Below are 13,639 nucleotides of genomic sequence, written 5' to 3' on the forward strand. Positions count from 1 at the left end.
AAGATGGAGGTTGTCCTATGAATCTAACGACAGAAAGATGTCTCATTCGACCATTTACGGATGATGATTGGCAGGATGTCTATGCTTATACATCTGATCCGGTAGTGATGAAGTATATTCCGGAAGATGTATTTTCTAAAGAAGATGCGAAGGAATTTGTCAAAAATAATCGTCATGAAGATGCTAAGTATGTCGCTGTTGTATTAAAAGAAGATCAAACATGCATCGGGCATATCGCATTTTATCCTTACTTTGGTGATCACACGTATGAAATTGGCTGGGTCTTCAATCCTGCATATCAAAACAAAGGCTATGCTTCTGAAACGGCGTATGCTGTACTGCATCATGGCTTTCACACAATGAATTTACATCGGATCATTGCCACTTGTCAGCCTGAAAATGTGCCATCGTGGAGAGTGATGGAGAAAATGGGGATGAGAAAAGAGGGTTATTTTAAAAAGTGTATACCACAGGAAAGTGAGTGGTGGGATGAGTTTTATTATGCCATCTTACGAGAGGAATGGAAAACTTGATAAGTTTTCATGATATGAAGTAATTCGTCATTCCAAATATCCCTTGGCTTTCGCTATTGATATAATCAGCTCAAATAAGCAGAAGAGGGGCGCGGGCATGAGGATCTTTGATGCACATTTTCATATCATTGATTTTAATTTTCCCATTCAGGAAAACCAAGGGTATACACCGCCTAGTTATGTGGTGGATGATTATAAGAGAGAGACGGCTGATCTAGGGATTTTAGGTGGAGCAATCGTCTCAGGGTCATTTCAAGGCTTTGATCAAGGCTATTTGTTGAAAGCGCTAGATGAACTGGGTCCGGCTTTTTGCGGTGTGACTCAATTACCTTTTACAGCAACTGATGATGAAATTGTTCATTTGGGTCAACATGGGGTAAAGGCATTACGTTTTAATGTGAAGCGGGGCGGTTCGGAGGATATTTCGAAGCTCGATTATTTTGCGAGAAGGGTGTATGAGCTGGCGGGATGGCATAGTGAGCTCTACATAGACGCTAAGCATCTCCCTGACATCTCATCTACGCTTGAACAGCTGCCGGCCGTTTCGATTGATCATTTAGGCTTATCGGAAGAAGGCTTGCCGCATTTGCTCAAGCTGGTTGATAAAGGAGTTCGGGTAAAAGCAACTGGTTTTGGACGAGTCGATTTAAACGTTGAACATTCATTGACATCAATTTATCAAACGAATCCTGATGCACTGATGTTTGGTACAGACCTTCCATCCACAAGAGCGAAGCGCCCATTTGAATACGGTGATGTTGAGTTGATTCAACAGCTATTTGAGGAAAAAGCAGCTGATCACATCTTATATAAGAACGCACATCAATGGTATTTTGGTCAATAATTTCATAGGAGGTGTGTTCAATGAGGTTCAGTCAACTGACGTTCAGAGAAGCCAAGCTGGATGATCTCGATAAAATCGTCTTCATGCTCGCGGATGATATGTTAGGTCAAAAAAGAGAGCGTTACATGCAACCATTGTTAGAAAGCTATATCGAAGTCTTTCATTCAATAGATGCTGATCCAAATATTGAACTCATTGTTGCGTGTGATCAGGAAGAAGCTGTAGGTGTTCTCCAATTAACCATGACGCCATTTCTTACACATCAAGGAGGATGGAGAGCATCAATAGAAGGAGTTCGTACGGCTTCTACTCATAGAGGAAAAGGAGTTGGCACGCTGCTCATAAAATGGGCGATTCAACGCGCTAGCGACCGAGGCTGTCATATGGTTCAGCTAACAACAGACAAACAGAGGCCGGATGCACGCCGTTTTTACGAAATGTTGGGCTTTGAAGCCACGCATGATGGGATGAAGCTGCAACTTCATCGTCAATAAACACAGAAAGAAGCAAAGGTATTCACAATCCTTTGCTTTTTTGTGCCTTTGTTTCAAATATTTGTTATATTGAAGATGAGAATCTATAGTGGTTGGGAAAGGAGAAACATTTGAATAAAACAAAGAAAGATCTTTTGACATTTGTCACAAAAAACAAAAAGGACGTATCAGTGACAATCATTGAAAATGAAGATGTGGTATTAGATTGGAATGGTAATCAAAAAACACCACTTGCAAGTACGGTGAAATTAATGGTTTTGTTTCATTTTGTTAAAACCGTCTCTAGCGGTGACATCAAGCTAGATGAAAAAGTGACATTGTCTGATATAGAGCGGTTTTATATTGATAGAACCGATGGCGGTGCTCACACATACTGGCTGGAGGTCAACGATTTTTCTGAGCATGCAACTTTATTAGATGTTGCCAAAGGGATGATGCAATTCAGTTCGAATGCTTGTACTGATTATTTGATTGACTTGCTCGACTTAGAAAAGATCAATGATCAGATGAAACAAGCAGGTCTTACAGAACATGATGAACTCATGCCGCTGACACCCAAGCTGTTGTGGCCAGCCTATGTATCTGATCATGAGCAGGATGCATTAAAGCAAATGAGCGATGTAACTGATGAACAATACAAATCTCTGATGATTGAGATTTTTAATATCATGAAAAATGACCTAGAGCAAAAAAAGGCGTTAGAAGAAAAATTGATGAAAAAGAACTTGTTAAGCTTGCGTATTCAATCATTACTGACGCAAAAGATGACAAGGTCTACAACGAATCAATATGCACATTTTATGAAACGTCTACAGGATGAGCTGTTAACAACAGAAGAAAAGCGTCTTTTTAGCCAAATTGTGCTGGGAGAAACATTGAAGACGGAAACAGATCAATATATTTGGTATAAAGGGGGATCGACGTTGTTTGTTGTCACTGCTGCTTTATATCGAAAAACGGATACATCAACTATATCGATTTCTCTATTCATCAACGACCTGAAAGCGGAGAATTCTCACTGGATGGGGGAAGTGTTCGATGAATTTATACTTACCGTAGTAGCAGATCAAAACTTTCGACAACGATTGATTCAAGCTTTTACTACATAATTAAAAAAAAACAGAGGGTGACGCCCCTCTGTTTTTATTATTTCTTGATGGGAAACGCTTTGTATACATCTTGACGTTTCTCTTTTGACTTCACAACTCCATCAACCAATTCCTTTTGCCAAAGCGCTGTATCGTCTTTGTACACTTTAAAAGAGTGAGGGAGCTGTTTTTCTAGCTGTTTTCTTTTAAACGTGACGGACGGCTCGTCTTTAGAGCTCATATTAAGTGTTACTTGCTTTACGTTATCGATAAGAATAAAAAGTGCCAATGCATTATATAAGTAGTTTTTTTCAATGGTATCCTTCTTATCAAACCAAAATGCATCAAATTGTTCTTCTGTATAAGTGGCATTTTCCTTCACGCCATATGTCACTTTTAGCGCTTTTTCATCTACGATTTCATACTCGCGAATCACGTTACCTGGAAGATCTGATAAAATAGCGCCGATTGCTCCGTTGTCTCCAATGTAAGAATTTTTGTGCTTGGAAAGCTGTTTTAAGGATATGTCTTCTATTCCTTTTATGTCGCTCTTCTGCTTGGTCGCTTGACTGCTGCATCCAGATAAGACGACTGTTAGTAGCAGCAGGATATACATCCATTTCTTCATTGATTTTGCCCCTTTTCCATTCTTTCTATATATAAATGTTCATCTTATCACAATTTTCCAATCCATTAGCTCATTGATTTCCATTTACTGAACTGCATGTTTTGTTCAAACCAACGAACAATACAAAGAAAAAAAGGAGTTCAGTCCATGGCAGAAGTTCTTTCATTTTATCAATTGAAAACAAAACGAGATGTCACGCTTGAAAAGAAGCTGTTGCGTACATTGTCTCTTCAACAGGTGACGGTCGCTTCCGAGAAATTCACGAAGAAGCTGTTCCCATTTGCAGACGATCCAGCTGGGATTATGAGTGATGGCTGCATCGATTTCGCCATTGAAGCTTTTTTAGCAGGTGGGAGATACGGTGAGTCGAGCAAGTACGGTGAATCGTTCGATGATATAAAGAAGCGGTCAGTTCATGAAGAAGATGAGCTAGTTGAGGAGCTAGCAGGGTGTTTGCAATCGTGGGGGAATATGTTCCGAATGGAGCGGAGGATGTCGTGTCTGTATCCATTTGCGAAGGAGTTTTTAAGCATGTGGTGGCAGGAAGGCTTTCGAGAATCAGAAAAAAGGCATAAGCTTCGACTGCACTAAGCATATTTCCAGCCCTTGTCCCATATCTATAAAATAATGGTGTATGGGAGGGACAGGGATGAAAAGAAAGCTGAAATGGACAGGGTTTTTAATCGGGTTTATTGTCCTCTTATTCTTATTCAGGTTTCAATTTCTAAATGATGATTCGTGGAAATCGTGGAACTTGCCTCTGAGCGGCAAGATCATCTATTTAGATCCGGGTCATGGCGGTCCAGATGGCGGGGCTGTAGGAGGAGAGCTGCTTGAAAAAGAGATTGCACTGGATGTATCCATGAAGATACGTGACTATTTACAGGAGCAGGGAGCGCTTGTTCTTATGACCCGCGAGGATGATTCTGATTTATCATCAAAGAACACAAAGGGATATGCCCGGAAGAAAGCAGAGGATTTAAGAAACCGTGTAAAAGCCATCAATGAGTCTGAAGCCGATCTCTATTTAAGTATTCATTTAAATGCGATCCCATCGAACAAATGGAGCGGCGCACAGACGTTTTTTTACGGAAGGTATGAAGAAAATGAAAAGGCAGCGAAGTTCATACAAGATGAATTACGCAATAATCTTGAAAACACAGATCGAAAGGCAAAACGGATCAATGGCATTTATTTAATGCAAAATGTGACAAAACCAGGAGCTCTTGTGGAGATTGGGTTTCTCTCCAATCCGAAAGAGGCCGGTCAGCTGGCAACACCTAAATATCAAGATCAAATAGCCGCATCCATTTATAAAGGCATTTTAAGATATTTAACAGAGCAAAAAGAGCCGCCTGAATAAGGGGCTTTTTCCTTTTGAACGCAGGCAAACAGGACAGACATTGTAAGGATATGTATGATATACTTGGATTGTAAACGAATTCAATAAAGGGTGAGGTTCTGCTATGATCGGACAAGATGATGTGAGAAAACTAGTTGGGAAGATGGACGAACCTTTCCTTCATATACCGCTTGGTGAGCTGGATGCCATCAAGGAAATCAGCCTAAAGCCTGAAAAAGAACATGTGAGCTTAAAGGTGGCTATTGCCAAAACGGGCACTGCTGAGCAGATGAAGCTTCAGCAAGACATCGTAAAAGCCTTGAAAGCAGAGGGTGCTAACACAGTAGGTCTTCGTTTTGAAGAACTGCCTCAGGAAACACTTGAAAGGTTTATGCCGTCACAAGATGAGGAAGAAAATTTGCTCAACTCTAAAAATCCGCCTGAGTTCTTAGCGATTGCGAGTGGAAAGGGAGGCGTTGGGAAATCCACCGTTTCTGTCAACCTTGCTGTAGCACTGGCTCGTCTAGGAAAAAAAGTCGGACTGATTGATGCAGATATTTATGGCTTTAGTGTACCGGATATGATGGGAATCACTGTCAGACCAACGGTTAAAGGGGAAAAAATCATACCTGTGGAACGCTTTGGTGTCAAAGTGATTTCAATGGGCTTTTTTGTTGAAGAAAATGCACCGGTCATATGGAGAGGACCGATGCTTGGTAAAATGCTAAATAACTTCTTCCACGAAGTCGAGTGGGGAGAATTAGATTACTTACTATTAGACCTTCCGCCTGGAACGGGAGATGTGGCACTTGATATTCATACAATGCTTCCAAGCTGTAAAGAAATCATTGTCACAACACCGCATCCTACAGCTGCCTTCGTTGCTGCTAGAGCAGGCGCAATGGCACTGCAAACAGATCACGAAGTGCTAGGGGTCGTTGAGAATATGAGCTATTATGAAAGCAAAAAAACAGGTGAGAAAGAATATGTCTTTGGAAAAGGGGGCGGGGACAAGCTGGCAGAAGAGCTGCGAGTATCGGTCCTTGGTCAAATTCCTTTAAGGCAGCCTGATTGGAATGAAGATGATTTTGCTCCATCTGTCTATGATGCGAGTCATCCAACGGGAGAAGTGTATCAACACATTGCGAATAAAGTCATTGAACAATTAGCAGTAAAAGCATAATGAAAGCTCGAGTGGATGTATGTCCACTCGGGTGATGTTTAACTGCCGCTTTCTTCGCTGCCTTTTGATCCGGAATCACTGCTTTCAGATGCTGCTTTTTTAAGCTCATCTTCGAATTTCTTCTTATAAAGAGGACTGCTTAATGTTTCCGTAATAACTTTTTCTAAGTGCTTTCTGAACTCTTTGCTTTTCACCAGTTCACCGTATTTCTTTTCCATTTCAGGATCCTTGAGAATATCCATCATCAATTGCTGATAGTCAGGGTCCTTCATTAACTGTTTTAACATCTTTTCATGCTGTTGCTGCATGGATTTTGCGAAAGTCTCGGCAAATTTAGAATCCTCAAAGACCTTCTTCCAGAACTCTTTGCCTTTATCAGAAGTCAGTGTTTTCTCTATCGTTTTTTTCACAGTTTGTTCATCCATTACCAAAGCTTCATTCATTGCCTCGTCATTTAATAACTGTTGAATGGCCTTTTTACCGTCATCTGTCTTCAATATATCGACGACCATTTTCTTTGTTTCGTCATAGTCCATATTAGATGAGGATTGGGTTTTGGGAGCACAAGCTGTTAGAGATAAAAGGAGAAAACAGCTCATTATACGCAAGATGCCTTTTGACATACTGTGGCTCCTTTCGTTACATGTCTTACTTTTAATATGAATGTTTCACATAAATTTATACATAACAAAAATAGGGGTTGGGTCAATTCAATGAAAAGTCGGGATTTAGTTCGTTTTTTCTTCTCTGTGCTAGCTGTTGGAGCGGTCATGACAAGCGTGGTAGGCTTTGCGCTGGAGTGGGGGAAATATCAGAAGCTTTTTATATCATTTGAAATACTAGAAATCGCATCTGTGTTATTTTGGTTCATTGGTGTGGGGATGATTTTTAGTGTCATTAGTCAGATGGGGTTTGTTGTCTTTTTGACGGTTCACCGGTTTGCGCTAGAGATATTCCGGTCACATTCTTTATGGAATACCATTCAGCTGTTTCTGGTGATCTTTGTACTGTTTGATTTAGCTTACTTGCGATTTTTGTTTTTCGGGGAGAGTGAATCATTTCTTCCATACCTATGGCTGCCTGTCTTTATTGGTGTGTTCGCATTGATCGTGGCTTACTTTAAACAACAGCAGTCCTCTAAGAACACATTTGTTTCCGCAATGTTTCTCATGGTCGTCATTACGTCGCTAGAATGGTTCCCGGCGCTCAGAGTCAATGAAGAGGACTGGCTGTATTTAATGCTATTCCCGCTATTAGGCTGTAATGCGTTTCAGTTATTAGCTATGCCGCGTTTTTCAAAGGCGAAAGCTACTTAACTTCTGATGACTTTGTTTTGGTATTGGAGATCAGTTCGCCAACCGTCACATTTTTTAAATTCTTTTCTTTCATTTGTTTCAAAATAGCTGGTAAGGCTTGAGCGGTTTGGGTTGCTGAATCTGAGGCATGGAGGAGAACAATGTCTCCACTTTTCATTCGATCATTTACATTCTGAACAATCTGATCGACGCCCGGATTCAGCCAATCCTGTGAATTGACGCTGTAATGTACAACGGTATAACCGTACTGTGTGGCAATTTTCAATGCTTTTTCGTTAAATTGCCCAGTTGGCGGTCTTAATAGTTGAATGTCATCTAGTCCAAGCTTTTGAAATGAATTTTGTGCCCGAACAAGATCTTGCTTGATTTCACTATCTTCAAGCTGGCTATAATTTTTATAAGCATAGCCAAGGCTGCCGATTTGGTGACCGTCCTCTCTAATTTGTTTGACGATATCAGGATGACGCTCAGCCCAAGAAGCAGACAGAAAGAAAGTAGCGTTCTTTATATCGTACTCTCGAAGGACATTTAAAATAGGAACAGCCTTCTCATCTCCCCAGCCGATATTAAATGTGAGGGAGACATGTTTTGAGGAAGTCTCGCCTTTATAAATGGCTCGTGGTCCGTGTTCTGTTTTAAATACCGACAGCGGCGGTGCCTTTTGTACATAAAAAAACGTTGCAGCTGCAAGGGCTGCTACAAGAATAATGACAACTTGCTTCAGCCGTTTAATAGGCAACACATATAATCGACTCAATTCAAACACTCCTGCCTTGTCCAAGATTGTTACTTGATTGTATGCAGGACAAGGGTTTGAGATGCACAATAAAACTATTTCAAAAAAAGTTTTGAAAAGGCGTTGACCAATAGAAAGTTTTCGTGATATATTATTAATCGTCGCTGACACACGGTGACAAAGACAAAACGCTTCGGGAAATAAACTTTAAAAAAAGTTGTTGACATAAGATGAAGCGAAATGTTACATTATTAAAGCCGCTAAGAACGGCGAAGATGATCTTTGAAAACTAAACAAGACAAAACGTACCTGTTAATTCGAGTATTTATAAAAAAATCCTATGTTATATCATAGGTAGTCAGTCAAACGCTGACGAGGCAGGAAATGATCACATGCTAAGTTCGCTACATCGTGTAGCAACGCATGTGTGATATGCATCCTGCATACCTCGGAGAGTTTGATCCTGGCTCAGGACGAACGCTGGCGGCGTGCCTAATACATGCAAGTCGAGCGAACAGAAGGGAGCTTGCTCCCGGATGTTAGCGGCGGACGGGTGAGTAACACGTGGGTAACCTGCCTGTAAGACTGGGATAACTCCGGGAAACCGGAGCTAATACCGGATAGTTCCTTGAACCGCATGGTTCAAGGATGAAAGACGGTTTCGGCTGTCACTTACAGATGGACCCGCGGCGCATTAGCTAGTTGGTGGGGTAATGGCTCACCAAGGCGACGATGCGTAGCCGACCTGAGAGGGTGATCGGCCACACTGGGACTGAGACACGGCCCAGACTCCTACGGGAGGCAGCAGTAGGGAATCTTCCGCAATGGACGAAAGTCTGACGGAGCAACGCCGCGTGAGTGATGAAGGTTTTCGGATCGTAAAGCTCTGTTGTTAGGGAAGAACAAGTGCGAGAGTAACTGCTCGCACCTTGACGGTACCTAACCAGAAAGCCACGGCTAACTACGTGCCAGCAGCCGCGGTAATACGTAGGTGGCAAGCGTTGTCCGGAATTATTGGGCGTAAAGGGCTCGCAGGCGGTTTCTTAAGTCTGATGTGAAAGCCCCCGGCTCAACCGGGGAGGGTCATTGGAAACTGGGAAACTTGAGTGCAGAAGAGGAGAGTGGAATTCCACGTGTAGCGGTGAAATGCGTAGAGATGTGGAGGAACACCAGTGGCGAAGGCGACTCTCTGGTCTGTAACTGACGCTGAGGAGCGAAAGCGTGGGGAGCGAACAGGATTAGATACCCTGGTAGTCCACGCCGTAAACGATGAGTGCTAAGTGTTAGGGGGTTTCCGCCCCTTAGTGCTGCAGCTAACGCATTAAGCACTCCGCCTGGGGAGTACGGTCGCAAGACTGAAACTCAAAGGAATTGACGGGGGCCCGCACAAGCGGTGGAGCATGTGGTTTAATTCGAAGCAACGCGAAGAACCTTACCAGGTCTTGACATCCTCTGACAACCCTAGAGATAGGGCTTTCCCTTCGGGGACAGAGTGACAGGTGGTGCATGGTTGTCGTCAGCTCGTGTCGTGAGATGTTGGGTTAAGTCCCGCAACGAGCGCAACCCTTGATCTTAGTTGCCAGCATTTAGTTGGGCACTCTAAGGTGACTGCCGGTGACAAACCGGAGGAAGGTGGGGATGACGTCAAATCATCATGCCCCTTATGACCTGGGCTACACACGTGCTACAATGGACAGAACAAAGGGCTGCGAGACCGCAAGGTTTAGCCAATCCCATAAATCTGTTCTCAGTTCGGATCGCAGTCTGCAACTCGACTGCGTGAAGCTGGAATCGCTAGTAATCGCGGATCAGCATGCCGCGGTGAATACGTTCCCGGGCCTTGTACACACCGCCCGTCACACCACGAGAGTTTGCAACACCCGAAGTCGGTGAGGTAACCTTTATGGAGCCAGCCGCCGAAGGTGGGGCAGATGATTGGGGTGAAGTCGTAACAAGGTAGCCGTATCGGAAGGTGCGGCTGGATCACCTCCTTTCTAAGGATATATGGAGCAGCGTGCGTTTTCGTCTTGTTTAGTTTTGAAGGATCATTCCTTCAAGACATGTCTCTAGCGAGACAGGATTGTTCTTTGAAAACTAGATAACAATAAGTAATACATTCACATTGAATGCAATGCAAAGTTCATCACACATAGTGATTCTTTCTAAAGTAAGAAATGGTTAAGTTAGAAAGGGCGCACGGTGGATGCCTTGGCACTAGGAGCCGATGAAGGACGGGACGAACACCGATATGCTTCGGGGAGCTGTAAGCAAGCTTTGATCCGGAGATTTCCGAATGGGGAAACCCACTGCTCGTAATGGAGTAGTATCCATACTTGAATACATAGAGTATGAGAAGGCATACCCGGGGAACTGAAACATCTAAGTACCCGGAGGAAGAGAAAGCAAATGCGATTCCCTGAGTAGCGGCGAGCGAAACGGGAACAGCCCAAACCAAGAGGCTTGCCTCTTGGGGTTGTAGGACACTCTATACGGAGTTACAAAGGAACGATATAAGCGAAGAGGTCTGGAAAGGCCCGCCAAAGAAGGTAACAGCCCTGTAACTGAAATGTTGTTCTCTCCAGAGTGGATCCTGAGTACGGCGGAACACGTGAAATTCCGTCGGAATCCGGGAGGACCATCTCCCAAGGCTAAATACTCCCTAGTGACCGATAGTGAACCAGTACCGTGAGGGAAAGGTGAAAAGCACCCCGGAAGGGGAGTGAAATAGATCCTGAAACCGTGTGCCTACAAGTAGTCAGAGCCCGTTAAAGGGTGATGGCGTGCCTTTTGTAGAATGAACCGGCGAGTTACGATCCCGTGCAAGGTTAAGCAGAAGATGCGGAGCCGCAGCGAAAGCGAGTCTGAATAGGGCGCATGAGTACGTGGTCGTAGACCCGAAACCAGGTGATCTACCCATGTCCAGGGTGAAGTTCAGGTAACACTGAATGGAGGCCCGAACCCACGCACGTTGAAAAGTGCGGGGATGAGGTGTGGGTAGGGGTGAAATGCCAATCGAACCTGGAGATAGCTGGTTCTCTCCGAAATAGCTTTAGGGCTAGCCTCAAGGTAAGAGTCTCGGAGGTAGAGCACTGATTGGACTAGGGGCCCCTACCGGGTTACCGAATTCAGTCAAACTCCGAATGCCGATGACTTATCCTTGGGAGTCAGACTGCGAGTGATAAGATCCGTAGTCGAAAGGGAAACAGCCCAGACCGCCAGCTAAGGTCCCAAAGTATACGTTAAGTGGAAAAGGATGTGGAGTTGCTTAGACAACCAGGATGTTGGCTTAGAAGCAGCCACCATTTAAAGAGTGCGTAATAGCTCACTGGTCGAGTGACTCTGCGCCGAAAATGTACCGGGGCTAAACGTATCACCGAAGCTGCGGACTGTTCTTACGAACAGTGGTAGGAGAGCGTTCTAAGTGCTGTGAAGTCAGACCGGAAGGACTGGTGGAGCGCTTAGAAGTGAGAATGCCGGTATGAGTAGCGAAAGACGGGTGAGAATCCCGTCCACCGAATGCCTAAGGTTTCCTGAGGAAGGCTCGTCCGCTCAGGGTTAGTCGGGACCTAAGCCGAGGCCGAAAGGCGTAGGCGATGGACAACAGGTTGATATTCCTGTACCACCTCCTCACCATTTGAGCAATGGGGGGACGCAGGAGGATAGGGTAAGCGCGGTATTGGATATCCGCGTCCAAGCAGTTAGGCTGGGAAATAGGCAAATCCGTTTCCCGTAAAGGCTGAGCTGTGATGGCGAGCGAAATTTAGTAGCGAAGTTCCTGATTCCACACTGCCAAGAAAAGCCTCTAGCGAGGTGAGAGGTGCCCGTACCGCAAACCGACACAGGTAGGCGAGGAGAGAATCCTAAGGTGATCGAGAGAACTCTCGTTAAGGAACTCGGCAAAATGACCCCGTAACTTCGGGAGAAGGGGTGCTTCTTAGGGTGTTAAAGCCCCGAGAAGCCGCAGTGAATAGGCCCAGGCGACTGTTTAGCAAAAACACAGGTCTCTGCGAAGCCGTAAGGCGAAGTATAGGGGCTGACGCCTGCCCGGTGCTGGAAGGTTAAGAGGAGCGCTTAGCGTAAGCGAAGGTGCGAATTGAAGCCCCAGTAAACGGCGGCCGTAACTATAACGGTCCTAAGGTAGCGAAATTCCTTGTCGGGTAAGTTCCGACCCGCACGAAAGGCGCAACGATCTGGGCACTGTCTCAACGAGAGACTCGGTGAAATTATAGTACCTGTGAAGATGCAGGTTACCCGCGACAGGACGGAAAGACCCCGTGGAGCTTTACTGCAGCCTGATATTGAATGTTGGTACAGCTTGTACAGGATAGGTAGGAGCCTTGGAAACCGGAGCGCTAGCTTCGGTGGAGGCATCGGTGGGATACTACCCTGGCTGTATTGACCTTCTAACCCGCTGCCCTTATCGGGCAGGGAGACAGTGTCAGGTGGGCAGTTTGACTGGGGCGGTCGCCTCCTAAAATGTAACGGAGGCGCCCAAAGGTTCCCTCAGAATGGTTGGAAATCATTCGCAGAGTGTAAAGGCACAAGGGAGCTTGACTGCGAGACCTACAAGTCGAGCAGGGACGAAAGTCGGGCTTAGTGATCCGGTGGTTCCGCATGGAAGGGCCATCGCTCAACGGATAAAAGCTACCCCGGGGATAACAGGCTTATCTCCCCCAAGAGTCCACATCGACGGGGAGGTTTGGCACCTCGATGTCGGCTCATCGCATCCTGGGGCTGTAGTCGGTCCCAAGGGTTGGGCTGTTCGCCCATTAAAGCGGTACGCGAGCTGGGTTCAGAACGTCGTGAGACAGTTCGGTCCCTATCCGTCGCGGGCGCAGGAAATTTGAGAGGAGCTGTCCTTAGTACGAGAGGACCGGGATGGACGCACCGCTGGTGTACCAGTTGTTCTGCCAAGGGCATCGCTGGGTAGCTATGTGCGGACGGGATAAGTGCTGAAAGCATCTAAGCATGAAGCCCCCCTCAAGATGAGATTTCCCATTCCGCAAGGAAGTAAGATCCCTGAAAGATGATCAGGTTGATAGGTCTGAGGTGGAAGCGTGGTGACACGTGGAGCTGACAGATACTAATAGATCGAGGACTTAACCTATATTCTAATGTGAAGCTTGAACATTGTTATCTAGTTTTGAGAGAACATTCTCTCCATCAGGTTTGGTGGCGATAGCGAAGAGGTCACACCCGTTCCCATACCGAACACGGAAGTTAAGCTCTTCAGCGCCGATGGTAGTTGGGGGTCTCCCCCTGTGAGAGTAGGACGCCGCCAAGCTTTTTGTTTATATCCTTCCAATGGAAGAAGTTACTTTATCATTCCGCAGTAGCTCAGTGGTAGAGCTATCGGCTGTTAACCGATCGGTCGTAGGTTCGAGTCCTACCTGCGGAGCCATGCTTCCATAGCTCAGTAGGTAGAGCACTTCCATGGTAAGGAAGAGGTCAGCGGTTCGAGCCCGCTTGGAAGCT

The 13,639-nt window shown here is 45.1% G+C and carries 11 protein-coding genes, 2 tRNA genes and 3 rRNA genes; 13 read left to right on the forward strand and 3 right to left on the reverse strand.

Translation table 11 applies throughout. From position 1 onward, the window contains the following. Window positions 1–17 precede the first annotated feature (17 nt). The 4 genes from NST39_RS00915 (at window position 18) to NST39_RS00930 (ending at window position 2,980) form a co-directional block, all read left to right on the forward strand. Window positions 18–533, forward strand: coding sequence for a GNAT family N-acetyltransferase (locus tag NST39_RS00915; protein WP_106066803.1), 516 nt, complete (start codon window positions 18–20; stop codon window positions 531–533). Between the two features lie 97 nt (window positions 534–630). Beyond that, window positions 631–1,377: an amidohydrolase family protein gene (locus NST39_RS00920; RefSeq protein ID WP_341026498.1), complete on the forward strand. Its 747-nt coding sequence runs from the start codon at window positions 631–633 to the stop codon at window positions 1,375–1,377. 20 nt (window positions 1,378–1,397) lie between these two features. Next, complete coding sequence (locus tag NST39_RS00925) at window positions 1,398–1,871, forward strand: GNAT family N-acetyltransferase (protein ID WP_341026500.1); 474 nt, start codon at window positions 1,398–1,400, stop codon at window positions 1,869–1,871. A gap of 110 nt (window positions 1,872–1,981) precedes the next feature. Then, window positions 1,982–2,980: a serine hydrolase gene (locus tag NST39_RS00930; protein ID WP_341026501.1), complete on the forward strand. Its 999-nt coding sequence runs from the start codon at window positions 1,982–1,984 to the stop codon at window positions 2,978–2,980. Between the two features lie 37 nt (window positions 2,981–3,017). Here NST39_RS00930 and NST39_RS00935 read toward each other — a convergent pair whose 3' ends face one another. Continuing rightward, a complete protein-coding gene (locus NST39_RS00935) occupies window positions 3,018–3,587 on the reverse strand; it encodes a DUF4825 domain-containing protein (protein ID WP_341026503.1) in 570 nt (189 codons plus the stop codon). 147 nt (window positions 3,588–3,734) lie between these two features. On the opposite strand from NST39_RS00935, the gene NST39_RS00940 reads away from it, so the two are divergent. From NST39_RS00940 to NST39_RS00950, 3 genes are all read left to right on the forward strand, one after another. Next, window positions 3,735–4,178, forward strand: a complete 444-nt coding sequence (locus tag NST39_RS00940; protein ID WP_319610839.1) for a YbaK family protein — start codon at window positions 3,735–3,737, stop codon at window positions 4,176–4,178. A gap of 58 nt (window positions 4,179–4,236) precedes the next feature. Further along, window positions 4,237–4,950: an N-acetylmuramoyl-L-alanine amidase CwlD gene (cwlD, locus tag NST39_RS00945; protein ID WP_065097629.1), complete on the forward strand. Its 714-nt coding sequence runs from the start codon at window positions 4,237–4,239 to the stop codon at window positions 4,948–4,950. A 103-nt stretch (window positions 4,951–5,053) separates the two neighbouring features. Beyond that, on the forward strand, window positions 5,054–6,112 hold the full coding sequence (locus NST39_RS00950; RefSeq protein ID WP_044140732.1) for an Mrp/NBP35 family ATP-binding protein: 1,059 nt from the start codon (window positions 5,054–5,056) through the stop codon (window positions 6,110–6,112). A gap of 38 nt (window positions 6,113–6,150) precedes the next feature. Here NST39_RS00950 and gerD read toward each other — a convergent pair whose 3' ends face one another. Continuing rightward, window positions 6,151–6,735: a spore germination lipoprotein GerD gene (gene gerD, locus NST39_RS00955; protein WP_003217144.1), complete on the reverse strand. Its 585-nt coding sequence runs from the start codon at window positions 6,733–6,735 to the stop codon at window positions 6,151–6,153. 90 nt (window positions 6,736–6,825) lie between these two features. Here gerD and NST39_RS00960 point away from each other — a divergent pair, with 90 nt between their 5' ends. Further along, the gene (locus tag NST39_RS00960) at window positions 6,826–7,428 is read left to right on the forward strand and encodes a KinB-signaling pathway activation protein (RefSeq protein ID WP_341026506.1); all 603 of its coding nucleotides are present in this window, start codon (window positions 6,826–6,828) and stop codon (window positions 7,426–7,428) included. On the opposite strand, the gene pdaB is transcribed toward NST39_RS00960, so the two are convergent. Then, window positions 7,421–8,185 carry a polysaccharide deacetylase family sporulation protein PdaB gene (gene pdaB, locus NST39_RS00965; RefSeq protein ID WP_341026508.1) on the reverse strand — a complete coding sequence of 255 codons (765 nt, stop codon included), beginning with the start codon at window positions 8,183–8,185 and terminating at the stop codon, window positions 7,421–7,423. The two genes, NST39_RS00960 and pdaB, sit on opposite strands and share 8 nt — an antisense overlap. Before the next feature lie 424 nt (window positions 8,186–8,609). Between pdaB and NST39_RS00970 the strand changes: the two genes are divergently transcribed. From NST39_RS00970 to NST39_RS00990, 5 genes are all read left to right on the forward strand, one after another. After that, a 16S ribosomal RNA gene (locus NST39_RS00970) occupies window positions 8,610–10,158 on the forward strand. Window positions 10,159–10,340: 182 nt separating this feature from the next. Beyond that, window positions 10,341–13,271, forward strand: a 23S ribosomal RNA gene (locus NST39_RS00975). Window positions 13,272–13,332: 61 nt separating this feature from the next. Next, window positions 13,333–13,448, forward strand: a 5S ribosomal RNA gene (rrf, locus tag NST39_RS00980). Together the 16S, 23S and 5S rRNA genes with 2 tRNA genes alongside form the textbook arrangement of a ribosomal RNA operon. 42 nt (window positions 13,449–13,490) lie before the next feature. After that, window positions 13,491–13,565: transfer RNA gene (locus NST39_RS00985), tRNA-Asn, on the forward strand. Between the two features lies 1 nt (window position 13,566). Next, a tRNA-Thr gene (locus NST39_RS00990) sits at window positions 13,567–13,639 on the forward strand.

Source organism: Bacillus sp. FSL W8-0645 (assembly GCF_038007905.1).
Taxonomy (GTDB): Bacteria; Bacillota; Bacilli; order Bacillales; family Bacillaceae; genus Bacillus; species Bacillus pumilus.

Excerpts from the sequence above, each read along its gene's own strand:
- NST39_RS00915 (WP_106066803.1), top strand. The coding sequence starts at position 18 with ATGAATCTAACGACAGAAAGATGTCTCATTCGACCATTTACGGATGAT.
- NST39_RS00920 (WP_341026498.1), top strand. The coding sequence starts at position 631 with ATGAGGATCTTTGATGCACATTTTCATATCATTGATTTTAATTTTCCC.
- NST39_RS00925 (WP_341026500.1), top strand. The coding sequence starts at position 1,398 with ATGAGGTTCAGTCAACTGACGTTCAGAGAAGCCAAGCTGGATGATCTC.
- NST39_RS00935 (WP_341026503.1), bottom strand. The coding sequence starts at position 3,587 with ATGAAGAAATGGATGTATATCCTGCTGCTACTAACAGTCGTCTTATCT.
- NST39_RS00940 (WP_319610839.1), top strand. The coding sequence starts at position 3,735 with ATGGCAGAAGTTCTTTCATTTTATCAATTGAAAACAAAACGAGATGTC.
- cwlD (WP_065097629.1), top strand. The coding sequence starts at position 4,237 with ATGAAAAGAAAGCTGAAATGGACAGGGTTTTTAATCGGGTTTATTGTC.
- NST39_RS00950 (WP_044140732.1), top strand. The coding sequence starts at position 5,054 with ATGATCGGACAAGATGATGTGAGAAAACTAGTTGGGAAGATGGACGAA.
- gerD (WP_003217144.1), bottom strand. The coding sequence starts at position 6,735 with ATGTCAAAAGGCATCTTGCGTATAATGAGCTGTTTTCTCCTTTTATCT.
- NST39_RS00960 (WP_341026506.1), top strand. The coding sequence starts at position 6,826 with ATGAAAAGTCGGGATTTAGTTCGTTTTTTCTTCTCTGTGCTAGCTGTT.